The sequence below is a fragment of the Luteococcus sediminum genome, assembly GCF_054783495.1.
Window position 1 is genome coordinate 185,374 of sequence record NZ_BAAGQL010000004.1, and the last position, 22,820, is coordinate 208,193.

Annotated in this window: 25 protein-coding genes; 10 read left to right on the forward strand and 15 right to left on the reverse strand. The window is 68.2% G+C overall.

Features of this window, described 5'->3' with window-relative positions; genetic code table 11:
* Positions 1–6 precede the first annotated feature (6 nt).
* The 6 genes from trmB (at position 7) to ACYVKA_RS02150 (ending at position 5,307) form a co-directional block, all read left to right on the forward strand.
* Complete coding sequence (gene trmB, locus ACYVKA_RS02125) at positions 7–804, forward strand: tRNA (guanosine(46)-N7)-methyltransferase TrmB (RefSeq protein WP_460702618.1); 798 nt, start codon at positions 7–9, stop codon at positions 802–804.
* A 10-nt stretch (positions 805–814) separates the two neighbouring features.
* Positions 815–1,684, forward strand: coding sequence for a tRNA pseudouridine(38-40) synthase TruA (gene truA / locus ACYVKA_RS02130; RefSeq protein WP_460702722.1), 870 nt, complete (start codon positions 815–817; stop codon positions 1,682–1,684).
* Complete coding sequence (locus ACYVKA_RS02135) at positions 1,681–2,310, forward strand: class I SAM-dependent methyltransferase (RefSeq protein WP_460702620.1); 630 nt, start codon at positions 1,681–1,683, stop codon at positions 2,308–2,310. Before truA ends, ACYVKA_RS02135 begins: the two co-directional genes overlap by 4 nt.
* A gap of 70 nt (positions 2,311–2,380) precedes the next feature.
* Positions 2,381–3,070 carry a hypothetical protein gene (locus tag ACYVKA_RS02140; protein ID WP_460702623.1) on the forward strand — a complete coding sequence of 230 codons (690 nt, stop codon included), beginning with the start codon at positions 2,381–2,383 and terminating at the stop codon, positions 3,068–3,070.
* A gap of 192 nt (positions 3,071–3,262) precedes the next feature.
* Positions 3,263–3,865 (forward strand): superoxide dismutase, encoded by a 603-nt coding sequence (locus ACYVKA_RS02145; RefSeq protein WP_460702625.1) that lies wholly within the window; start codon positions 3,263–3,265, stop codon positions 3,863–3,865.
* Between the two features lie 197 nt (positions 3,866–4,062).
* Positions 4,063–5,307: a ubiquitin-like domain-containing protein gene (locus tag ACYVKA_RS02150; RefSeq protein ID WP_460702626.1), complete on the forward strand. Its 1,245-nt coding sequence runs from the start codon at positions 4,063–4,065 to the stop codon at positions 5,305–5,307.
* Positions 5,308–5,412: 105 nt separating this feature from the next.
* On the opposite strand, the gene ACYVKA_RS02155 is transcribed toward ACYVKA_RS02150, so the two are convergent.
* The 9 genes from ACYVKA_RS02155 to infA all read right to left on the reverse strand — a co-directional run bounded on the left by ACYVKA_RS02155 (position 5,413) and on the right by infA (position 11,230).
* Positions 5,413–6,036 carry a hypothetical protein gene (locus ACYVKA_RS02155; RefSeq protein WP_460702628.1) on the reverse strand — a complete coding sequence of 208 codons (624 nt, stop codon included), beginning with the start codon at positions 6,034–6,036 and terminating at the stop codon, positions 5,413–5,415.
* Positions 6,036–7,184 (reverse strand): glycosyltransferase, encoded by a 1,149-nt coding sequence (locus ACYVKA_RS02160; RefSeq protein WP_460702630.1) that lies wholly within the window; start codon positions 7,182–7,184, stop codon positions 6,036–6,038. The genes ACYVKA_RS02155 and ACYVKA_RS02160 overlap by 1 nt, the downstream gene beginning before the upstream one ends.
* A 90-nt stretch (positions 7,185–7,274) precedes the next feature.
* A complete protein-coding gene (rplQ, locus tag ACYVKA_RS02165; RefSeq protein ID WP_394277062.1) occupies positions 7,275–7,826 on the reverse strand; it encodes a 50S ribosomal protein L17 in 552 nt (183 codons plus the stop codon).
* A 34-nt stretch (positions 7,827–7,860) separates the two neighbouring features.
* Positions 7,861–8,880: a DNA-directed RNA polymerase subunit alpha gene (locus ACYVKA_RS02170; protein WP_460702632.1), complete on the reverse strand. Its 1,020-nt coding sequence runs from the start codon at positions 8,878–8,880 to the stop codon at positions 7,861–7,863.
* 127 nt (positions 8,881–9,007) lie between these two features.
* A complete protein-coding gene (gene rpsD / locus ACYVKA_RS02175; protein WP_394277060.1) occupies positions 9,008–9,613 on the reverse strand; it encodes a 30S ribosomal protein S4 in 606 nt (201 codons plus the stop codon).
* Positions 9,614–9,644: 31 nt separating this feature from the next.
* A complete protein-coding gene (gene rpsK, locus ACYVKA_RS02180) occupies positions 9,645–10,052 on the reverse strand; it encodes a 30S ribosomal protein S11 (protein ID WP_394277059.1) in 408 nt (135 codons plus the stop codon).
* A gap of 47 nt (positions 10,053–10,099) precedes the next feature.
* The gene (gene rpsM, locus ACYVKA_RS02185) at positions 10,100–10,474 is read right to left on the reverse strand and encodes a 30S ribosomal protein S13 (RefSeq protein WP_394277058.1); all 375 of its coding nucleotides are present in this window, start codon (positions 10,472–10,474) and stop codon (positions 10,100–10,102) included.
* Positions 10,475–10,796: 322 nt separating this feature from the next.
* The gene (rpmJ, locus tag ACYVKA_RS02190) at positions 10,797–10,910 is read right to left on the reverse strand and encodes a 50S ribosomal protein L36 (RefSeq protein WP_002514836.1); all 114 of its coding nucleotides are present in this window, start codon (positions 10,908–10,910) and stop codon (positions 10,797–10,799) included.
* 98 nt (positions 10,911–11,008) lie between these two features.
* A complete protein-coding gene (infA, locus tag ACYVKA_RS02195) occupies positions 11,009–11,230 on the reverse strand; it encodes a translation initiation factor IF-1 (RefSeq protein WP_094763903.1) in 222 nt (73 codons plus the stop codon).
* Between the two features lie 188 nt (positions 11,231–11,418).
* Here infA and ACYVKA_RS02200 point away from each other — a divergent pair, with 188 nt between their 5' ends.
* Positions 11,419–11,709 carry a YciI family protein gene (locus ACYVKA_RS02200; RefSeq protein WP_460702634.1) on the forward strand — a complete coding sequence of 97 codons (291 nt, stop codon included), beginning with the start codon at positions 11,419–11,421 and terminating at the stop codon, positions 11,707–11,709.
* Between the two features lie 33 nt (positions 11,710–11,742).
* On the opposite strand, the gene ACYVKA_RS02205 is transcribed toward ACYVKA_RS02200, so the two are convergent.
* From ACYVKA_RS02205 to secY, 6 genes are all read right to left on the reverse strand, one after another.
* On the reverse strand, positions 11,743–12,120 hold the full coding sequence (locus ACYVKA_RS02205) for a DUF1707 SHOCT-like domain-containing protein (RefSeq protein WP_460702636.1): 378 nt from the start codon (positions 12,118–12,120) through the stop codon (positions 11,743–11,745).
* Positions 12,121–12,129: 9 nt separating this feature from the next.
* Complete coding sequence (locus tag ACYVKA_RS02210) at positions 12,130–14,232, reverse strand: prolyl oligopeptidase family serine peptidase (protein WP_460702638.1); 2,103 nt, start codon at positions 14,230–14,232, stop codon at positions 12,130–12,132.
* Between the two features lie 76 nt (positions 14,233–14,308).
* The gene (locus tag ACYVKA_RS02215) at positions 14,309–16,015 is read right to left on the reverse strand and encodes a formate--tetrahydrofolate ligase (protein WP_460702640.1); all 1,707 of its coding nucleotides are present in this window, start codon (positions 16,013–16,015) and stop codon (positions 14,309–14,311) included.
* A 100-nt stretch (positions 16,016–16,115) separates the two neighbouring features.
* Complete coding sequence (map, locus tag ACYVKA_RS02220; protein WP_394277050.1) at positions 16,116–16,955, reverse strand: type I methionyl aminopeptidase; 840 nt, start codon at positions 16,953–16,955, stop codon at positions 16,116–16,118.
* Positions 16,955–17,530, reverse strand: coding sequence for an adenylate kinase (locus ACYVKA_RS02225; RefSeq protein WP_394277049.1), 576 nt, complete (start codon positions 17,528–17,530; stop codon positions 16,955–16,957). The genes map and ACYVKA_RS02225 overlap by 1 nt, the downstream gene beginning before the upstream one ends.
* A complete protein-coding gene (secY, locus tag ACYVKA_RS02230; protein WP_394277048.1) occupies positions 17,527–18,849 on the reverse strand; it encodes a preprotein translocase subunit SecY in 1,323 nt (440 codons plus the stop codon). Before secY ends, ACYVKA_RS02225 begins: the two co-directional genes overlap by 4 nt.
* A 345-nt stretch (positions 18,850–19,194) precedes the next feature.
* Here secY and ACYVKA_RS02235 point away from each other — a divergent pair, with 345 nt between their 5' ends.
* From ACYVKA_RS02235 to ACYVKA_RS02245, 3 genes are all read left to right on the forward strand, one after another.
* Positions 19,195–20,835 (forward strand): peptide ABC transporter substrate-binding protein, encoded by a 1,641-nt coding sequence (locus ACYVKA_RS02235; protein ID WP_460702642.1) that lies wholly within the window; start codon positions 19,195–19,197, stop codon positions 20,833–20,835.
* 81 nt (positions 20,836–20,916) lie between these two features.
* Entirely contained in the window at positions 20,917–21,846 is a 930-nt protein-coding gene (locus ACYVKA_RS02240; RefSeq protein ID WP_460702644.1) for an ABC transporter permease, read from the forward strand.
* Positions 21,839–22,819 carry an ABC transporter permease gene (locus ACYVKA_RS02245; RefSeq protein ID WP_460702646.1) on the forward strand — a complete coding sequence of 327 codons (981 nt, stop codon included), beginning with the start codon at positions 21,839–21,841 and terminating at the stop codon, positions 22,817–22,819. The genes ACYVKA_RS02240 and ACYVKA_RS02245 overlap by 8 nt, the downstream gene beginning before the upstream one ends.
* Position 22,820: the final 1 nt, after the last annotated feature.

Genomic DNA, 22,820 nt, shown 5'->3' on the forward strand with positions numbered 1-22,820 from the left:
TGCCGGGTGCCAGATCCGCAGTCCCCAGCCACCACCCTGCCCTCCTTCGAGTCCGGTCCGCAGCGTCCTGCCCGCGTCCACCGCGATGTGGTGAGCTTCGTGCGCCGCAGCGCCCGCATGAACGACTCCCAGCGCAGGGCCTGGGAGCAGTGGAGCACCAGCCGCGTGGTGCGGCTCCCGCAGGGCGAGACGGACACCTCGCTCGCCGCCGACGCGCGCGTCGACTGGTCCGAGGTCTTCGGTCGCACCGCGCCGCTGCTGGTCGAGATCGGCTCGGGCACCGGCGACTCGCTGGTGCCGATGGCCAAGGCCCACCCCGAGGCCAATGTGGTGGCCTTCGAGGTCTTCCAGCCAGCCGTTGCCAACACCCTGGGCAAGCTGGCCCGCGAGGGCGTCGACAATGTGCGCATCGTGATGGCCGACGGCCAGCAGGGGCTGGAGCGGCTCTTCGACGAGGGCTCGATCAGTGAGCTGTGGCTCTTCTTCGCCGACCCCTGGCACAAGACCCGCCACCACAAGCGTCGCCTGGTCAGCACCGACTTCGCCGCCCTGGTGCGCTCCCGGATGGTGACCGGTGGCCGGTGGCGGCTGGCCACCGACTGGCAGGACTATGCCGAGTGGATGCGCGAGGTGCTCGACGTCGCCCCCGGCTGGACGAATGAGCATCTGGACGCCGACGATCCCGACTCGGGTTGGGCGCCGCGGCTGGACCTGCGCCCGGTGACCAAGTACGAGCGCAAGGGACTGGAGGCAGGGCGCACCATCCGCGACCTGACCTACCGGGCGGTGGCCGTCGATGAGTGAGACCCCGGCCCTGACCCGCTGGCGCCTGGACATCGCCTATGACGGCGCCAGCTTCTCCGGCTGGGCCGCGCAGCCGGGGCTGCGCACGGTGCAGGGCGAGCTGGAGAAGTGGACCACGCAGGTGCTGCGGCTGGCCGAGCCGGTGCAGCTGACGGTGGCAGGACGCACCGATGCCGGCGTCCATGCCCGCGGGCAGGTTGCCCACGTCGACCTGCCCAGGGAGGTCGACACCGGCCGCCTGCTGCACCGTCTGCAGCGTGTCCTGGACGAGGACCTGCGCGTCACGGACGTGAGCCGAGCGCCGGAGGGCTTTGACGCGCGCTTCTCGGCGATCTGGCGTCGCTATGTCTACCGGCTCTGGGACGAGCAGAGCCGCCCCGACCCGCTGCTGCGCAACCACGTCGCCCAGGTGCGGGGAACCGTCGACGTGGAGGCCACCAACCAGGCCGCGTTGATGCTGCTGGGCCTGCACGACTTCGCCCCCTTCTGCCGGCCCCGCGACGGGGCCACCACCATCCGCACCCTCACCGGTCTGCAGGTGCAGCGCCTCAAGGACGGGATGCTCGAGTACACAGTGGTGGCCGATGCCTTCTGCCACTCGATGGTGCGGTCCCTGATGGGAGCCATGACGGCGGTCGGCACCGGCCGCCAGGACGAGGCCTGGCTTGCCGAGGTGAAGGCCAGCCCCAAGCGCCACAACGGGGTGCTGGTGATGCCCGCCAAGGGGCTGTGCCTCGAAGAGGTCGGTTATCCCGACGAGGACCGGCTGGCCGAGCGGGCCGAGCTCTCGCGCAGCATGCGCAGCCCGGACGAACTGGCCGCCCCAGCACTGCCAGACGCCGCACTGCCAGACGCCGCACTGCCCGAGGAGCAGCGATGAGCCACTACTTCACCACCCCCGACGGACCCGAGAAGCGCCGCGAGATCGGCGCCACCATCTGGGAGCGCGAGTACACCTTCACCACCGCCAATGGGGTCTTCTCCGGCGCGCGGCTGGACCCGGCCACCGCCATCCTGCTGCGGGAGGTGCCGCCGCCGGCTGACGGCGCCCGGCTGCTCGACCTGGGCTGCGGCTATGGCCCGATCGCCGTCGCTCTGGCGGACCACTGCCCCGCCAGCCTCGTCGATGCCGTCGACGTCAACCAGCGTGCCCTGGGCCTTGCGGCCGAGAATGCCCGACGCATCGGCGCAGGCCAGCGGGTGCGGGCCCTGCTGCCCGAGCAGGCCGACCCGGCCACCCGCTATGACGAGATCTGGTCCAATCCGCCGATCCGGATCGGCAAGCCTGCGCTGCACGAACTGCTGCTGACCTGGCTCCCCCGGCTGGCCCCGACGGGCAGGGCGGTGATGGTGGTGGGCAAGAACCTGGGCGCCGACTCGCTGGCGCGCTGGTTGGAGGACCAGGGCTACGACTGCACCCGGCTGGCCTCCCACAAGGGTTTCCGAGTGCTGGAGGTGCGTCCGGACGGTGCGGCACAGCCGATGGCGCAACAGCCGATGCAGTAGCCTGCCGACTGCCCATCCACCCTTCATGACCCGACGCGGCCCGTCCTGGCGCCGCACGGAAAGGACCATCGTGCCTCGTCTGTCCCGCTCTGCCCTGGCCATCGCGGCCGCCTCGGCCGCCTTGGCCCTCGGCCCCGCTGCCGTTGCCTCCGCAGCTCCCGTGATGCCTGCCCAGGCCACCGACGACTGCCTCGCGCAGGGCAAGGTCTGGCTGGTGGTGCAGGATTCTGCCGGGAAGATGCTCGCCGACACCTGCACCGATGTCGCCGCCTCCGGCGAGAAGCTGCTCACCGAGGCCGGCCTGCAGGTGGGCAAGGATGCCAAGGGCCAGATGATCTGCACCATCGCCGGGGAACCCGCCACCTGCCCGACGAAGTTCGACGGCAACTACTGGCACTACTACACCGCCGGCAAGGACGGGAAGTGGGTCTACAGCCAGGTCGGCGCCAACGAGTCCAAGCCCAAGCCCGGAACGATGGAGGGCTGGTGCTATGGCAAGGAGTGCACCCCCGGCAAGGCCGGGCAGTCGGCCCCCACCCCGTCGGCCACCCCCACCCCCGCTGCTGCACCCGCCAGCGAGGACAAGAAGAGCCCCTGGGCCTGGCTGCCGCTGGCGCTCGCGGCGCTGGGCGCCTGGTACCTGTCGCGCCGCAACCGCAAGCCGGCCGCCGGGGCACCCGTCCAGCACGACGCGGTCCGTCACGACGGGGAGCAGCGCGACGGCGGTGCCCACGCGGCCCCGCGCGACGAGCGCCACTGAGCCACGACGACGGCCCGTCTGAAGCCGGGGCAGGCCCTTGCGACCTGCACAAAGGCCTGCCCCAGTTCAGTCGGCGGCGAAAAAGTCTGGATCGGGGGAAGAAAGCCCCTATGGTCGGAGTTGTCCCTGTACAGGCCCCGCGACTGGGGCCCCCGGGCCCGTGACGCCCGGCGAAGACGGAAAGAGGACCGAATGGCTGTCTACACCCTGCCCGAACTCGACTACGACTACAGCGCCCTGGCGCCGCACATCGCTCCCGAGATCATGGAGCTCCACCACTCCAAGCACCACGCCACTTACGTGGCCGGCGCCAACACCGCGCTGGAGAAGATGGAGGAGGCCCGCGCCAAGGGTGACTTCGGCACCATCGGCAAGCTGGAGAAGGACCTGGCCTTCAACCTGGGCGGCCACGTCAACCACTCCATCTTCTGGAAGAACATGGCCCCCAACGCCGGCGGTCGCCCCGAGGGTGAGCTGGCCAGCGCCATCGACGAGTTCTTCGGTTCCTTCGACGGCTTCCAGAAGCATTTCAACGAGAATGCCAAGGCCATCCAGGGCTCGGGTTGGTCGGTGCTCGCCTGGGACTCGCTGGGCCAGCGCCTCAACGTCCTGCAGCTGCAGGACCAGCAGGGCAACATCCCGCTGAACCAGACCTCGATCCTGCAGCTCGACATGTGGGAGCACGCCTACTACCTGCAGTACAAGAACGTGAAGGCCGACTACGTCGAGGCCTGGTGGCATGTCATCAACTGGGCCGACGTCACCGAACGCCTCGCCAAGGCACGCCAGGCCTGAGCCCGCGCCGGAGGGCTACGCACTGCGTGACCCCTTCTGCCCAGGCCCGATGGCCCCGCCACCCCACGGTGGCGGGGCAGCGTCGCGTCTGCGCCTGATGGTGGACCTGCTGAAGTTCCTGAGAAAGTCGGCACTGCGATTGTGGGTTTTCTCAGCTGCGGCGGCATGATGGAGGCCTGAGCACCTCGAGGAGCAGCGTGAACAACAAGACCATTGGCCTGATCGCAGGCGCCACCGCCCTGGCAGCAGCCGCCGGCACCGCCGGCTGGCAGGCTGCCGAGAAGGAGGTGCAGGTGGCCGTCGACGGCCAGACCAGCACCGTCAAGACCTTCGGCGGCACCGTCGCGGACGCCCTGCAGACCAAGGGCATCACGGTCGGCGAGCGCGACACCGTCGTTCCCTCCGCCTCGAGCCGGATCAGCGACGGCACCCGCATCACCGTCAACTACGGGCGTCCCATCACCCTGACCGTGGACGGCAAGAAGACCACGCTGTGGACCACCGCCACCAACCTGGACAGCGCCCTGACGCAGCTGGGCGTGCTGGAGAAGGGCTCCCGCCTGTCGGTGAGCCGCTCCACCCCGCTGGGCCGCGAGGGGCTGGCCGTGGAGGCCATCACCCCCAAGACGGTCACCCTGGTGGACGGCGGCAAGAAGACCTCGGTCACCAGCACCGCCGCGACGGTCGGTGAGCTGCTCAAGGAGCGCAAGCTGAGCGTCGATTCCGACGACAAGCTCACCCCGGCCGCGCACACCGTGCTGGCCGAGAAGCAGACCATCGCACTGACCCGCGTGGGCAACAAGCAGCAGAACACCACCGTCCCGATCGAGCACGAGACCGAGACCACCCGCAGCTCCTCGCTGGACGAGGGTGAGCGCAAGGTCGAGGTGGAGGGCAAGGACGGCGTCAAGACCCAGACCTGGAAGCTCACCGTCGTCGACGGCAAGGTGACCAAGAAGCAGCTGCTCACGGAGAAGGTCACCACCAAGCCGATCACCGAGAAGGTCGTCGTGGGCACCCGCGAGGAGGCCCCCCAGCCCGAGGCCAGCAAGCCCGAGGCAAGCCAGTCGGAGTCCTCCCAGGCCGGGTCCACGAGCTCGAAGAGCTCCACCCGCTCCAGCAGCTCGACCACCTCGAAGCCCAGTGCGTCGAAGTCCACCACCGCCTCACGCCCCAAGAGCTCCTCGGCGGGCACCAACACCGCCAACACCGCCATGTGGGACCGCATCGCCCAGTGCGAGTCGGGCGGCAACTGGTCGATCAACACCGGCAACGGCTACTACGGCGGCCTGCAGTTCGACCGCCAGACCTGGCTGGCCAATGGGGGCGGCGCCTATGCGCCGACCGCCAACCTGGCCTCCAAGGCCCAGCAGATCACCATCGCGAACAAGGTCTACGCCGAGCGCGGCCTGCAGCCCTGGGGCTGTGGCCACGCCGCCTGATCGCTGACGCAGAGCCTCGACGGCCCGGATCCCCCGTGGGAATCCGGGCCGCCGTGCGTTCGAGGAGCCTGCCTCGCGCCGTGCACCCACGACGCGAAGGGCCGCTCAGAGGCGCTGGTCGAAGTCGCGGTGCAGCCAGCCGGGCACGTCGGCGCCGAGCAGCTGGCGCCAGGCCTGCACCGCCACCACCGGCGTCAGGGCCAGCGAGACGACGCTGCGGGTCCAGCGGCGCACCGGCCTCACCTCGGAGCGGGGATCGACGTCCAGCTCCCCCGCCCGGTTGCTCGCGCTGGAGGCGCTCACGTCCAGCGTCCTGCCCTCGTGGGTGACGCGCAGCCAGGTGTGGCCGGCCTGCCACCACGGGTTGCGGCCCAGACCGCGCACCCGCGCCGCGTGCACCTCCACCACCTGGAAACCGAGGGCCGTCAGCACCCGGGCCAGCGCACCGTTGTACTGCGCCGACCAGCCGTGGGCATGGCGCAGCGAACTCTCGGGGCTGTCCCACAGGTGCCACAGGGAGTGCTTGCGGTAGCTGTGGTGCACCAGCAGGGTGGCATGGTCCACCAGGGCCCAACCCTCCAGCCCTGAGGCACGGCAGTGCGCCACCAGCTCGTCGATGCCGGGGCCGCCACCGTCGCTGGGGGCTGTCAGCACCGCAGGGGCAACGAAGAGGGCGGCGGGCACGGCCAGCGCGGCGCCCGTGGCCAGCAGTCGGGTCGGGGTGCGCATCAACGCTCCTTCGGGGTGGTGCCGAACAGTCTGTTGGGTGGCGTCGGTGTGCGGTCCCGGGCGAGCCAGGTGTGCAGGTCCAGCATCTTGTCGACGCTCGACTGCCAGTTGTACTGCTCGGCACGCCGCCGGGCGGCGATCCTGAGGTCTGGCCCCAGCCGTGCCATCAGGCGCTCGATGGCATCGGCGATGCCAACCGGGTCCGGGGTGCCGTACTCTCCGCTGGTCGCATCCACCAGCTCGTGCGCTCCCCCGCGATTGGCCGTGACCACCGGCGTGCCACAGGCCAGGGCCTCCAGCACCGCCAGACCGAAGGTCTCGGACGGGCAGACCGACAGGGAGATGTCGGAGCGGGCGAAGCAGCGTGCCACCTCGTCACGTCCCTTGACGAAGCCGTGGAAGACCACCGGTGCGTCCCCGGCCTGTTCCCTCATCTTCTCCAGGTCTGGGCCGACTCCGTACATGTCGAGGCGGATGGGCACTCCCCTGCGGTGCAGCTCGACGGCGGCGGCCACCCCCAGTTCAGGGTTCTTCTCGTGGCTCATCCGCCCGACGTAACACAGCGTCACCAGGCCGTTGTCGACGGGCCCCGGCAGGCAGGGGTTGAAGGTCTCGAGGTCCACCCCGAGCGGCACCTTGCGCAGGGTGGCGTCGAGGTCGGCGAACTCCGCGGCGGCATAGTCGCTGGTGACCACGACGGCGTCGAACTCCTTGACCAGACGCCGGTTGAGAGCGCCGACGGCGCTCTCGACGCCGAACTGGGCCCGGACCCATCCCGAGAGCATGTCGTCGAGGCGTTCGTGGCTGAACAGGGCCGAGCCGATGCCGCGGCGGGCGGCCCAGCGTGCCGCCGGTGAGAGCGTCCACTTGTCGCTGACCTCGATGGAGGTGGGGCAGAAGCGGTCCAGCACCTCGAGGGCCCGCCAGGGGGTGGCGATCATGCGGTAGTCGCGCGAGACGCGCGGAGCCTTCACCTGGACGACGATGCCCTCGTCGGTCTCCTCGGTGCGGTCGCGCTCGCCGGGGATCACCAGGATCCGCTCGTGGCCCGCGGCCACGTAGCCCTTGCCGAGTTCGTTGATCGCCACGCGCATCCCGCCGGAGACGGGTCCGACGAAGTTGGCGAGCTGGGCGATCCGCAAGGTCATGGGCCAAGCCTAGCGACAGGCCCATGGGGCCAGACATGCAGCAGGGCGCCCCACCATGAGGTGGGACGCCCTGCTGGCGTGCGGTGGGGTTCAGGCCTGGGCCTTCTCCTCGGCCGGAGCCTCGACGGTCTCCGCGGCTGCGGTCTCCTCGGCGGGAGCCTCAGTGGCGGCCTCCTCGACGGGGGCCTCCTCAGCCTTGGCTTCGCCGGCCGTGTTCGCGGCGGCGATGTCGGCCTTCACATCCTCGGCCTTGGCGGCCTTGGAGCGCGACGGCTTCTTCACGACGGCCTCGGTCACCAGCTCGATGATGGCCATGGGGGCGTTGTCGCCCTTGCGGTTGCCGATCTTGGTGATGCGGGTGTAGCCACCCTCGCGCTCGGCCATGGCCGGGGCGATCTCGGTGAACAGGGTGTGCACGACACTCTGGTCGGTGATGGTCTTCAGCACCAGACGACGGTTGTGAAGGTCGCCGCGCTTGGCCTTGCTGATCAGCTTCTCCGCCAGGGGACGAACGCGCTTGGCCTTCGCCTCGGTGGTGGTGATGCGACCGTTCTCGAACAGCTGCCGGGCCAGGTTGGCCAGGATGATCCGCTCGTGCGTCGGGCTGCCGCCGAAGCGGGGACCCTTGGTGGGTGTAGGCATGTCAGTTCTCCAGGTTCTTGTGGATCAGAGCGGATCAGTACTGCTCGGTCTCGGCGAAGTCCTCGTCGGCCTCGCCCTCGTCGAAGCTCTCGGCAGCGGCCAGCGGGTCGAAGCCCGGGGCCGAGTCCTTGAGCGCCAGGCCCATCTCGTGCAGTTTCAGCTTGACCTCGTCGATGGACTTGGAGCCGAAGTTGCGGATGTCCAGCAGGTCCTGCTCGCTGCGCGAGACCAGCTCACCCACGGTGTGGATGCCCTCACGCTTGAGGCAGTTGTAGGAGCGAACCGTCAGGTTCAGGTCCTCGACCGGCATGGCCAGGTCCTGGGCCAGCTGCTCGTCGACGGGCGAGGGGCCGATCTCGACGCCCTCGGCGTCGAGGTTCAGCTCACGGGCCAGGCCGAAGAGCTCCACCAGGGTGCGTCCGGCGGAGGCGACGGCATCGCGCGGGCGGATGGCGGGCTTGGTCTCGACATCGACGACGAGCTTGTCGAAGTCGGTGCGCTGCTCGACTCGGGTTGCCTCGACCTTGTAGGTGACCTTCAGCACGGGGCTGTAGATCGAGTCCACGGCCACACGGCCGATCTCGGCGTCCGGGTTGTTGTTCAGCGAGCTGGAGACGTAGCCGCGGCCACGCTCCACGACCAGCTCCATCTCGAGCTTGCCGTTGTCGTTCAGCGTCGCGATGTGCAGCTCCGGGTTGTGGATCTCCACACCGGCCGGGGGCTGGATGTCGGCCGCAGTGATCTCACCGGCGCCCTGCTTGCGCAGGTACATGGTGACGGGCTCGTCCTCTTCGGAGGACAGGACCAGGCTCTTGAGGTTGAGGATCAGCTCGGTGACGTCCTCGACGACTCCCTCGATCGTGGAGAACTCGTGCTGGTTCCCCTCGATCTTGATGCTGGTCACGGCCGCGCCCGGGATGGACGACAGCAGGGTGCGGCGCAGCGAGTTGCCCAGGGTGTAGCCGAAGCCGGGCTCCAGGGGCTCGATGACGAAGCGCGAGCGGTAGTCGCTGATCACTTCTTCCGACAGGGTCGGACGCTGTGCGATGAGCATGTACTTTCCTTTTCTCCAGGTCCCCCGCTATTTGAGGACCATGTGGCTGCGCCGCCACGGCAGTGCCGACGCGAGGGGGCAGGCAGGTCTCCAGCGCCGAGGATTCGACGCTGGAGACCGGTGCTGCTTACTTCGAGTAGAGCTCGACGATCATCTGCTCCTGGACGTCCACCACGATCTGCTCACGCGTGGGCAGCTGGTGGATCAGGATGCGCATCTTGTTGGGACGCACGTCCATCCAGGCGGGAACCTCGCGCTCGCCGTGGGTCTCACGGGCGATGACCAGCGGGTGCAGGTCCATCGACTTGGGACGCACGTCGATGACGTCGTACTGGCTGACGCGGAAGCTGGGGATGTTCACCTTCTGGCCGTTGACCAGGAAGTGGCCGTGCACGACCAGCTGACGGGCCTGGCGACGCGTGGAGGCGAAGCCGGCGCGGTAGATGACATTGTCCAGACGGCTCTCGAGGATCTGGAGCAGGGCGTCACCGGTCTTGCCGGGCACGCGGTCGGCCTCGGCGTAGTAGCGACGGAACTGCTTCTCCAGCACGCCGTAGGCGAAACGCGCCTTCTGCTTCTCGCGCAGCTGCAGCGAGTACTCGGAGTCCTTGGTGCGGCCGCGGCCGTGCACGCCCGGCGGGTAGGGGCGCTTCTCGAATGCCTTGTCGTTGCCGACCAGGTCAGTCCCGAGACGACGGGACTTCTTGGTCATGGGGCCGGTGTAACGGGCCATTGTTGATCAGTCCTTTTCTGTGTTCTCGGGATCAGACGCGACGGCGCTTGGGCGGACGGCATCCGTTGTGGGGCACGGGGGTGACGTCGGCGATGGCGCCGACCTCGAGCCCGACGGCTCCCAGCGAACGGATGGCGGTCTCACGGCCGGAGCCGGGTCCCTTGACGAAGACGTCCACGCGCTTCATGCCGTGGTCCATCGCACGACGACCGGCCGACTCGGCGGCCATCTGGGCGGCGAAGGGGGTCGACTTGCGCGAGCCCTTGAAGCCGACGGTGCCGGCGGAGGCCCACGAGATCACAGCACCGGTGGGATCGGTGATGGCGATGATCGTGTTGTTGAACGTGCTCTTGATGTGGGCCTGTCCGGCAACCACATTCTTCTTTTCCTTGCGGCGCACCTTGGTCTTGGCGGCGCCCTTACGGCCTGCAGTAGCCATGGGTCAGTTCTCTCCTGGAATCTGTCGTGTCTGCACCAACCCGGGGGTCAGCGCGCCTTCTTCTTGCCGGCGACGGCCTTCTTCTTGCCCTTGCGGGTGCGGGCATTGGTGCGGGTGCGCTGACCGCGCACCGGCAGGCCGGAGCGGTGACGACGGCCCTGGTAGGTGCCGATCTCGATCTTGCGACGGATGTCGGCGGCCACCTCGCGACGGAGGTCACCCTCGGTCTGGTAGTTGGCCTCGATGTGGTCGCGCAGGGCCACCAGCTGGTCGTCGGTCAGGGTGTGGACACGAAGGTCGCCACTGATGCCAGTGGCTTCCAGGGTCTCGGCGGCACGGGTCTTGCCGATGCCGAAGATGTAGGTGAGTGCGACCTCGAGACGCTTCTCGCGCGGGAGGTCGACACCAATGAGGCGTGCCATCAGGCGGTTACCTTTCATTTCTGGCCCTTCCCCGTCAGGGGGACTCCCCCGTTTCCAACGGGTGGTGGAGTGTGGTCGTGGGCCACGAAGGTGTGTGGCGTGACGCGTCCCCGTTGCCTTCTGGTGGCTCGTGCCACCGACGGGGCCCTGGCCTTCGTCCAGGGGTGTGACCGGTATTCATCTCCGGCCTTGCGTTCACGTTGTGGAGTTGTCTGGCAGGTGCCTCATCGCCTGGCGGCGATGGGTGACCGGAACACCTGCGATGTTCTGCGAGTCACCGCCCATGGCCCCACCTGTCGGAGGAGCCGCAAAGCCTGGCTGGTCAGCCCTGGCGCTGCTTGTGGCGCGGGTTGTCGCAGATCACCATCACGCGACCGTGCCGGCGAATCACCTTGCACTTGTCGCAGATCTTCTTGACGCTCGGCTGAACCTTCATTCGAGAGTCTCTTTCGATCAGCGAACCGGCGGCACTGGGCACAGTGCTCCCCGGTTCTGTGGTGGATGTGTCTGCTGGGCGATTGATCGCCCGGTGGATCACTTGTGGCGGTAGACGATACGTCCGCGTGTCAGGTCATAGGGGGACAGCTCGACGACCACGCGGTCGGACGGCAGGATGCGGATGTAGTGCTGACGCATCTTGCCACTGATCGTGGCGAGCACCTTGTGACCGTTCACCAGCTCCACGCGGAACATCGCGTTCGGCAGCGACTCGACCACCGTTCCCTCGAGTTCGAGGGCTCCCTCTTTCTTGGCCATTGACTCTCAATCTGTTCGACTGGACCTCGGCCGTCTGGACGAGGACACGTTCGATCGCCTGGGCACAGGTGACCGACAACAAAGCTTACGCCAGCAGCCAGCACGGGCCAAATCACCAGCCCGCGGCGGCGGTCCAGCGCGCCACCCTTCCTCTTCCGGCGGCCCGGCCCCCTCGCTAGGCTCGCGACATGGCCCACTACGCAGTCATCTACACCTACACCGACGACAAGGCACTGCAGGACGAGCATCGTCCCGAGCATCGCGCCTACCTGGGGCAGCTCGCCGAAGCCGGCTCGCTCGTCGCATCCGGCCCGCTGCTGGGCACCAGCCCCGCCACAGCGCTGCTGGTCTTCAAGGCCACCGACGAGGACGAGGTTCGTCGACTCCTGGCCGACGACCCCTTCCAGAAGCTCGGCCAGGTGGCGCGTGCCGACGTGACCGAGTGGAATCCCGTCATCGGAATCCTCGCCGGCTCCTGAGCCTCGCGACGGGTGCTGGCGCTGGGCGGGTGGTCAGTCGAAGACCACGGCCAGCACCAGAAGCGCCAGCACCAGCAGGCCCGAGGAGGCCATCGCCAGCGTCACCATCCGCATCATGCGCCGGTCCATCCCGGCCGGCCGCAGCTGGCCCGGTGCCGCGTGCGAGTCCTGCCGCACGAGGTCCGGCTGGCGGTGGGTCTGCATTGCGGGCAGCTTCTCGACCACCAGAGCCAGCTCCCCGAGGGTGCCGGCAGCATAAACCTGGTCCAGCAGCGCCCGGTAGTCGTCACTGGAGACGTCACCGCGGGTGAAGGCGTCATTGAGGCGGGCCGCGACATCTTCGCGCTCCACCTCGTCGACGGCCGCCTCGGGCGTGCTGCGGTACTTGGACGAGATCGGCAGGTTGCTCACCACTCCAGCCTAGCCGCGGGAGCGCGGCGGGTTGTCCAGGCCGGTGGCCTGCGCGGCGAAGGCCAGCATGTCGGCGGACTCGGCCACCAGCGCCTCCGGGCTGCGATTGGCCAGGCCATGCCCGGTCGCCTCGTCGATCCGGCAGACCACGGGCGCCGGACCCGCCTGCGCCGCCTGCACGGCCGCCGCGAACTTGTAGGAGTGCGCCGGAACCACGCGGTCGTCGTGGTCGCTGGTCATCACCAGGGTGGCCGGGTAGGTCACCCCGGAACGGACATTGTGCAGCGGCGACCATTCAAGGATCCGTCCGAGGTCCGCCTCGACCTCGGGGTCGCCGTAGTCGCTGGTCCAGGCATGGCCGATGGTGAAGCGGTGGAAGCGCACGGCATCCAGCACCCCGACGTGCAGCAGGGCGGCGGCGAAGAGCTCCGGACGCTGGGTCATCACCGCACCCACCAGTAGTCCCCCGTTGCTCTTGCCGTACACGGCCAGCTGCTGCGCCGTGGTGTGCCCCTCGGCGATGAGGGTCTCGGCCACCGCGATCATGTCGTCGAAGACCTTCTGCTTGTTCTCCCTGATGCCACCCTCGTACCACTCGCGCCCGAACTCGCCGCCACCGCGCAGGTTCGCGATCGCGATGCCGCCCCCGGCTGCCAGCCAGGCTGGCCAGATCGGCCGGTGGTCGGCCAGCACCTCGACGTCGAAACCGCCGTAGCCGTAGACGATCATCGGCAGCGGGCCGGCAGGCGCCCCCTGCGGACGCACCAGGAAGAAGGGCACCTCGGTGCCGTCCGCGCTGGTCGCCTGGTGGCGTTCGACGCCGTGACCGACGGTGAAGGCCTCCTTGTCGATGCCTGCCACCTCCAGCTCGCGCAGCTCGCCGGTGCCGCAGTCCAGGCACCAGGAGGCCTGCGGGTCGTCGATGGTGCTGGCACCCAGGAAGACCTCTTCGCTGTCGGCAGTGGCATTCAGCGCGGTGACCGCCCCTGCCTGCAGCTCCACCACCTGCTTCTGCGCCCCGTACAGGTCGTGCCGGCGCACCACCGGCTGGGCATCCTCCAGGTGCAAGCAGACCAGGGCGTCATGGGCGAGCACCGCGTGGCGCAACGGCCACTGCCGTTCACCCACCACTTCGCGCAGCTCCCAGTCCTGCTCGTCGAGGGCGACGATGCGCGAGTTGGGCGCGTCGTCGTCGGTGAGCAGGTAGATCTCGCCGTGGGCCGATCCGAGGTAGTGCCACACCTGCTCGTCGTGCTCGACCACCCGGACCCGCTGCCCCACCGTGCTGCGGGTGGTGCCGTCGGGGTCGGTCTCGCCGTGGACGTGGAAGAGCCACAGCTGGTTGGTGCGCTCGGTCCCCCGTGAGACGTGGGCCACCAGCCACTGGTCGTCGTCGCTGAGCTCCAACCAGCACAGCTGACGGGGGTCCTGCTCGAAGTCGAAGAAGTCCAGGTCCTCGTCAACGGAGGTGCCGACGCGGTGCACCCGCAGGTGCGCGGCGGTCGCCTGCGCGGTGCTGGTGCCGTCGGTTCCCGCGGCACCCGGATAGGCCTGGTGCACGAAGGACTGGCCGTCGGGGAGCCACACGACATCGGCGAAACGGGTGGTGACGGCATCGGCCTCCACCACCGCCCCGTCACCGTCGACGATGCTGACATGGGTCCAGTCAGAGCCGGCCTCGCTGCGGCCCAGCGCCACCAGACTGCCCTGCGGATTGACGCACACGAAGGAGACCGAAGTGGTTCCCGACTCGTCCCACTGGTTGGGATCTGCCAGCACCCGTCCCCCGGTCAGCAGCTCCTCGAGGCTGTCGGCGACGTGGACCACCGACTGCTTCTGTCCGACCAGTCGCCGCTCCTGGAGGTAGAGCCCACCCTGCCTCCAGGGGGTTCCGATCCGGGGTCGCTCGACGATGCGGCGCATCACCTCGGTGAACCACTCGCGCATGGGCAGGCCGCCCAGCACCTTGTCGGCGTGGCCTCGCTGCTCGGCAACCCAGTCGTCGACGGCCTTCTGGTCAGGGCCCTCCAGCCACCGGTAGGGGTCGGCCACCTGGTGTCCGTGCAGGGTCTCGGTCAGGTCGTCGGCACGGGTCTGGGGTGTGGGGGTCATGCTTCCACCCAAGCAGCTCGACGCGGCACCGGCCACCCCCTTGGAGTGGTGGCGGGCCAAGCCCCGGGCAGCCTCCTCAAAAGAGCCCGACGATGTCGCCGTTCTCGTCGATGTCGATCCACTCCGCGGCCGGGTGCCTGCCCAGGCCTGGCATGGTGCGCATCTCACCACAGATCGCGTAGACGTAGCCCGCGCCGGCGGCCAGCCGCACCTCGCGCACCGGCAGCATCCATCCCGTCGGGGCGCCGCGCAGCGCCGGATCGTGGGAGATGGACAGGTGGGTCTTGGCGATCACGACGGGCAGGTGACCGAAGCCGAGCTCCGTGAAGTGCGCCAGCTCCCGTCGGGCCTGGGCACTGAGCTCGATGCCATCGGCACCGTAGACACCCGTGGCCACCTTCGTGACCTTGTCCACCAGCGAGTCCTGCTCGTCGTAGCTGAAGCGGAAGTCCGTCTTGTCCTCGCAGGCCGCCGCCACCACCCGGGCCAGCTCCTGCGCCCCCGCCCCGCCGTCGGCGACGTGGGTGGAGGCCGCGACCCTCGCCCCGGCGGCCTCGGCCATCTCGCGGACCGCCTCGATCTCGTCGGGATGGTCGCTGGGGAAGACGTTGATCGCTACCACCGGGGCCACGCCGAAGCCACGCACGATCTCGATGTGCCTGCGCAGGTTGTCCGCGCCGGCGAACACGTCCTCGGGAGAGTCCTGCAGCATCTGTGGCGGTAGCGGCTGTCCCGCGACCACCGTGAACCGGCCGGAGTGCGTCTTGAGCGCCCGCACCGTCGTCACCAGCACCGCGGCATCGGGTCGCAGCCCGGAAACGCGGCACTTGACGTTGAAGAAGCGCTCGGCTCCCATGTCGGCACCGAAACCGGCCTCGGTGAGCAGGTAGTCGGAGGCCTTGATGCCGACCTGGTCGGCGATCACCGACGAGTTGCCGGTGGCGATGTTGCCGAAGGGGCCTGCATGGACCAGCACCGGGGTGTTCTCGGTGGTCTGCATCAGGTTGGGCATGATCGCCTCGCGCATGATGACGGTCATGGCCCCGGCGGCCTTCAGGTCTTCGGCCGTCACCGGCGCACCCTCGCGCGTGTACCCGACCACGATGCGTCCCAGCCGCTCGCGCAGGTCGTGCAGCGAGGTGGCCAGCGACAGGCACACCCCCACCTCGCTGGCGGCGGTGATGTCGAAGCCGCTCTGGCGCGGCACCCCGTCGAGCCGGGCGCCCAGGCCCAGCACCACATTGCGCAGCGCCCGGTCGTTGACGTCCACCACCCGTCGCCAGCTGATCGAGTGCGGGTCGATGCCCAGCTCGTTGCCGTGGTGCAGGTGGTTGTCCACCATGGCGGCCAGCAGGTCGTGTGCCGCCGTGATGGCGTGGAAGTCACCCGTCAGGTGCAGGTTCAGCGTCTCCATCGGCACCACCTGGGAGTATCCGGCGCCCGCGGCACCGCCCTTCACCCCGAAGGTGGGGCCCATCGACGGCTGGCGCAGCGCCAGCATCGACCGCTTGCCCAACTGTCCCAGGCCCTGTGCGAGCCCCACGGCAGTGGTGGTCTTGCCCTCCCCCAGCGGCGTGGGCGTCAGCGCGGTCACCACGACGTACTTCCCGTCGGGCCGGCTGGCCAGGTCATCGATGGCCTTCAGCGAGACCTTCGCCACGTGGCGGCCGTGGGGTACGAGGTGCTCGGCGTCGATCCCGGCGGAGCGTGCCACCTTCTCGATGGGTTCCAGGTGGGCGGCGCGGGCGATCTCGAGGTCGCTGGGCAGGGCGGTGGGGTTCATGCCCGCATTCAACCGGGCCCGGCCCGAATACGGAAGGAGTGGGGTGCCTCCTGGCACCCCACCCCTCCACGAGTCCACCTGCCGAACCGTCCGGGCAGCCTCAGTCCGCCAGCGGTCCGAAGGGCAGGCCACGCGCGGTCAGCTCCACCTCACCGCCGTCCAGCTCGGTGAGAACCCACAGACCGTCCTTGGTGACGGTGATCGTGTTCTCCCAGTGCGAGGCCCACGAGCCGTCGACCGTCACCACCGTCCACTCGTCGTCCAGGGTGGCGGTGTCCTCGTTGCCCAGGGTGACCATCGGCTCGATGGCCAGGGCCATGCCCTCAACCAGCTTCGGCCCCTTGCCGGCCTTGCCGAAGTTCGGCACGTCCGGCGGCTGGTGCATCGCGGTCCCGATCCCGTGACCGGTGTACTCGCGCACAATGCCGTAGCCGCGGCCCGTGGACTCCAGACTGCGTTGCACCGCATTCGAGATGTCACCGACGCGCCCGCCCAGGCGTGCCGCACCGATACCGGCCCACATGGACTCGCGGGTGTCCTCGCTGAGCTGGCGGGCACGATCGCCCACCTGCCCCACCAGGAAGGTGCGGGCGGCGTCGCCGTGCCAACCGTCGACGATCGCGCCGAAGTCGACGCTGACGATGTCACCATCTGCCAACACGCGCTCGCCGGGAATGCCATGCACCACCACTTCGTTCACCGAGATGCAGGCCACGCCCGGGTAGGGCGGGTAGCCCCACTCGGCGCCGTAGTTGAGGAAGTTCGACGTGGCACCGTGCTGGGCCAGGATCTCGCGGGCGATCTGGTCCAGCTCGCCGGTCGTGGTGCCGGGCACTGCGTGGCGTGCCAGCTCCTCGTGGGTGCGGGCCACCACCAGGCCGGCGGTGCGCATCCGGCACAGCTGCTCCGGGGTCTTGATCTCGATGCCGCGGGAGAACATCAACGCTGGGTGAACTCGTTGATGGCGGCGAAAATGCGCTCGGCCACCTCGTCGACGGTGCCCTGGCCGTCGACACTCACCAGCAATCCCCGCTCGCGGTAGATCTCCATCAGCGGCTCGGTCTCGGTCCGGTAGACCTCCATCCGGTGCCTGATGGTCTCGGCATTGTCGTCCTCGCGGCCCTCGATCTCGGCACGCTTGACCAGGCGGTCCACCAGCAGCTCGGGATCGACCTCGAGTGAGAGCACGCAGTCGATGTGCCGGTGCGCGTCCTCGAGGATGATGTCCAGCGCCTCCACCTGGTCGGTGGTGCGGGGGTAGCCGTCGAGCAGCCAGCCGTCGGTGGCGTCGTTCTCCAGCAGGCGCTTGGCCACCACGGCGGTGGTGATGACGTCCGGCACGAACTTGCCTTCGCTGATCAGCTGCTGCACGCGCAGGCCGAGCGGCGTCTTGGCTGCGATGTTGGCGCGGAAGATCGCACCGGTCGAGACCGCCGGGATGCGGAAGTGGTTGGCGATCAGCTTGGCCTGGGTGCCCTTGCCGGCGCCCGGGGCGCCCATGATGAGAAGTCTCACTTCAGGAATCCTTCGTAGTTGCGTTGCTGGAGCTGGCTTTCGATCTGCTTGACGGTGTCGAGGGCCACACCGACGATGATCAGGATTGAGGTACCGCCGAAGGGGAAGTTCTGCTGGGCTCCGAGCGCGATGAAGGCAACCGTGGGGATGAGCGAGATCAGGGCCAGGTAGAGAGAACCGGGCGCCGTCAGACGGGACAGAACATAGGCGAGGTAGTCCTCGGTCGGCTTGCCCGCGCGAATACCCGGGATGAAGCCGCCGTACTTCTTCATGTTGTCGCTGATCTCCACGGGGTTGAAGGTGATCGCGACGTAGAAGTAGGTGAAGGCGATGATGAGCAGGAAGAAGACTGCGTTGTAGATCGGCTGCGCTCCCCCGGCGCCACCAGCACCGGTGAAGTTGGCATTGATCCACTTTCCGGCCTTGCTCTCGGGCTGGAAGGTCGCGAAGAGCACGGGCAGGTAGAGCATCGAGGAGGCGAAGATCACCGGGATCACGCCCGCCTGGTTCACCTTGAGGGGGATGTAGGTGGTGGTCCCGCCGAACAGGCGACGCCCCACCATGCGCTTGGCGTACTGCACGGGGATGCGTCGCTGGGCCTGCTCGACGAAGATGATGCCGGCCATCACCAGCAGGCCGATGGCCAGCACCAGGCCGAAGATCAGCCAGGCATTGGCGCCAGTGCGGGCCTGCTTGATCGACCACAGCGAAGTGGGGAACTGGGCAGCGATCGAGGTGAAGATCATGATCGACATGCCATTGCCGATGCCACGCTCGGTGATCAGCTCGCCCATCCACATGATGATCGAGGTGCCGGCGGTCATCGTCAGGATCATGACGACGATCGGGAAGATGCCCTCGTCGTACATGATCCCGTCACAGCCCTGGAAGAGCTGGCCATTGCGCGCCATGGTGATGAAGGCGGTGGAGTTCAGCACCGCCAGCACCAGGGTGAGGCGACGGGTGTACTGGGTGATCTGCTGCTGGCCCGAGGCACCCTCCTTCTTCAGTGCCTCGAGCTTGGGGATCACCACGGTCAGCAGTTGCAGGATGATCGAGCTGGTGATGTACGGCATGATGCCCAGCGCGAAGATGGACAGCTGCAGCAGCGCACCACCGGAGAACAGGTTGATGATCGAGTAGAGGCCTGCCTGGTCGCCGTCCTCCGCCAGCCGACGGCACTGGTCGATGCGCACCAGGTTCACGTTCGGCGTCGGCACGGTGGTCCCGGCCCGGTAGACGGCCAGGATGAACAGCGTGAACAGGATCTTCCTGCGAAGATCCGGCGACCTGAACGCGTTGGCAAAGGCTGAAAGCATTGAGACTGACTCTCTTCGTTCGTTCTGCTCCCACGCGGGGACGCGTCGGCATCGTGAGGCACACTGCAGACAACAGAAGTGCAGCTGCGCCAGCCTATCAAGCGCCGGCCACGAATCCGTCCATCCGTCCCACGGTGAATGGCCCATCGACCAGGACTTGGCACCAACCGCCTATATCCCAGTCAGCACCAGATCACAAGTCACGGGACCACGGAATGAACACGTGGTCCACCGGCGAGACACGTGGTTTCCGGTTCTCTCACTCCGCAGGCACCCGGCAAGGACGCCCGCGCCTGCGGAGCCGTGGCGCACTGTGCGCCACCCACGAGAACAAGGAGAACCCCCATGCGACGTTCACGTACCCTCGCCGTGGCCATGGCCACACTGGCCGTGACGGCCACCGCCTGCGGCGGCGGCTCCGACTCCGGCGGTGGCGGCGGATCAGGAGACACCGCTGCCAAGAGCGGCGGCAACATCATCATCCGCGGTTGCACCCCCGAGAACCCGCTGATCGGGTCGAACACCACCGAGGTCTGTGGCGGCAACGTCATCGACGCCGTCACCGCCAAGCTCGTGCGCTACAACAGCGACACCGCCGCGCCCGAGATGGACCTCGCCCAGTCCATCGACACCAAGGACAACAAGGTCTTCACCGTCAAGCTCGCCAAGGGCCGCACCTTCAGCGACGGCAGCCCGGTCACCTCCAAGAGCTTCGTGGACGCGTGGAACTACGCCGCCTATGCCCCCAATGGCCAGCAGAACGGCTACTTCTTCGAGCCCATCGCCGGCTACGCAGACCTCCAGTGCCCCGACGAGGAGTGCAAGACCCAGCCCAAGGCCAAGCAGATGAGCGGCCTGAAGGTCGTCGACGACCAGACCTTCACCATCACCACCGGCGAGGCCGTCTCCAACCTGCCGGTGCGCCTGGGCTACTCGGCCTTCGTGCCGCAGCCCGGGTCCTTCTTCTCCGACCCCAAGTCGGACCAGTTCGGCAAGATGCCCATCGGCGCCCGACCCTTCACCATCACCTCCAATACGGCCACCGAGATCGTGATGGAGAAGAACACCAAGTACACCGGCAAGTTCCCGGCGCACGTCGACAAGGTCACCTACCGCATCTACAACGATGCCGCCGCCGCCTTCACCGAGGTGCAGGCCGACCAGCTCGACTTCACCGACATCATCCCCTCCGACCAGCTCGTCGGGGACCAGTGGAAGGCCCAGCTCGGCGCCGACCGCACCGTCGTCGCCGAGTCCGGTGTCAACCAGACGCTGACCTTCAGCCCCGTCGACGAGCAGCTGAAGAATCCCGAGATCCGCAAGGCCATCGGACAGGCCATTGATCGCAAGACCATCACCGAGAAGGTCTTCAACGGCACCCGCACCCCCGCCAACAGCTGGGTCGCCCCCGTGGTGGACGGCTACAAGGCCGGCGCCTGCACCGATGCCTGCACCTTCGACGCGGCGGCCGCCAAGAAGACCTACGACGCCGCCGGCGGCTACAAGGGCGTCTTCCAGATCTCGGTGAACGGCGACGGCGGCCACAAGCTGTGGGCCGATGCCGTCTGCAACCAGCTCAAGACCAACCTCGGCATGAACTGCCAGGTGAACACCACGCCCGACTTCAAGACCCTGCGCACCCAGATCAAGGCCCAGGAGCTCAAGGGCGCCTTCCGCTCCGGCTGGCAGATGGACTACCCGTCGATCGAGAACTTCCTGACCCCCATCTACACCAAGGGAGCTGCCTCGAACGACGGCAAGTACGACAACCCCGCCTTCGACGCCCTCCTGGTCAAGGCCGCCGCCGCCAAGACCCCTGCCGAGGCCAACCAGCAGTACCAGCAGGCCGAGGCCATGCTCAATGACGGCCTGCCGGCCATCCCGCTGTGGAGCCAGTCCACCCCGGCGGCCTGGTCCTCGAAGGTCACAAACGTGAAGGTGACCCCCTTCGGGACGCTCGACCTGAGCGCCATCACACTCAAGTGATCCTCCAGACCACCTGACCCACTCCTCGACCGGTGGCACCCCTGCACGGGGGCGCCACCGGGCCGTGGTCCAAGGAGAACCATGTTCAAGTACGTCCTGCGACGGCTGGTGCAGATGGTGCCGGTCATCATCGGCGCCACCTTCCTGCTCTACCTGCTCGTCTTCGCCCTGCCCGGTGACCCCTGGGTGGGGCGCTGCGGGGAGCGCGACTGCACCCCCGCCTACATCGCCGCCTTCAAGGCCGAGTACAACCTCGACAAGCCGGTCCTGGTCCAGTACGTGCTCTACCTGGGCAAGCTGCTGCAGGGCGACCTCGGCACCAACTTCTACAACAACACCGTCGCCTCTGAACTGGCCCTGCGCTACCCGACGACGCTGAAGCTCGCCCTGGTGGCCCTCGTCTTCGAGGCCGTCGTGGGTATCGCTGCCGGTGTGCTGGCCGGCATCCGCCGGGGCCGCTTCATCGACAGCCTCGTCACCGTCTCCACCCTGGTGGTCATCTCGGTCCCGGTCTTCGTCATCGGCAGCATGGCCCAGTTCGCCGTGCTCAAGAGCGGCGCCAACGACGTCATCCCGGTCACTGCCAGCACCGGGACCCTCAAGGAGCTGATCCTGCCCGGACTGGTCCTCGGCTCACTGTCGGTGGCCTATGTGGCCCGCCTGACCCGTACCAACCTGGTGGAGAACCTGCGCGCCGACTACGTGCGCACCGCCAAGGCCAAGGGGCTGACGCCCAGCCGCACGATCAGCGTGCACGCGCTGCGCAACTCGCTGGTCCCCGTGATCACCTTCATGGGCTACGACTTCGGCGCCCTGATGGGCGGGGCCATCGTCACCGAGCGCATCTTCAACATCAACGGGATCGGCGGCTTCATCTTCCGCTCCATCAACCAACGCGACGGCATCTCGGTCGTCGGCGCCGTCACCTGCCTCGTGCTGGTCTACCTGCTGATGAACCTGATCGTGGACATCCTCTACGGCGTCCTGGACCCAAGGATCTCCCATGACTGAACCCACCACCAATCCCTTCACGGTTGAGGGTGCCGCCGGCGCCATGGCCGCCGACGGGCTCCCGGCCGCCGACCAGACCGGCGCCCAGGCCACTACAGACCGCGGCAACTCGCTGTGGCGCGATGCCTGGTACGAGATGCGCCACCGCCCCCTGTTCTGGTTCTCGGTCCTGCTGATCGCGGTGCTGGTGGCGATGGCCCTGGTGCCGGGGCTGTTCACCCGCACCGATCCCTATGCCTGCGACATGGCCATCTCACGCCAGGCACCCGGCGCCGGGCACGTCTTCGGCACCGACCTGCAGGGTTGCGACGTCTACGCGCGTACCATCCACGGGGCCCGGTCCTCGATCCTGGTGGGCCTGCTCACCACGCTCGGCACCACCCTGCTCGGCTCGGTGATCGGCATCATCGCCGGCTACGCCGGCGGATGGGTCGACACGCTGCTCTCACGCCTCGGCGAGGTCTTCTTCGCCATCCCGCTGCTGCTGGGCGGCATCGTGATCCTCTACTCCTACCCCAGCACCAGCAGCACGCCCTACCTCGTGGTCGTCGCCAAGGTGGTGGCCGCGCTGGTGGTGCTCGGCTGGCCGAGCATCGCGCGACTGATGCGTTCCTCGGTGCTGCAGGTCAAGCCCAACGAGTACGTGCAGGCGGCCCGCGCCCTGGGCGCCAGCCCGTGGCGGATCATCACCCAGCACATCCTGCCCAATGCCCTGGCACCGGTCCTGGTGGTGGCCACCATCAACCTGGGCAGCTACATCGCGGTGGAGGCCACGCTGAGCTTCCTCGGCATCGGCCTGCGCCCGCCGGTGATCAGCTGGGGCATCGCCATCAGCGAGGCCTCCGGCCTGGGCTACATCGCCTCCGCCCCGTGGATGCTGGCCTTCCCCTCACTCTTCCTGTCCCTGACCGTCCTGGCCTTCATCATGCTCGGCGAGGTCATCCGGGACGCCCTCGACCCGAAGCTGCGGTGAC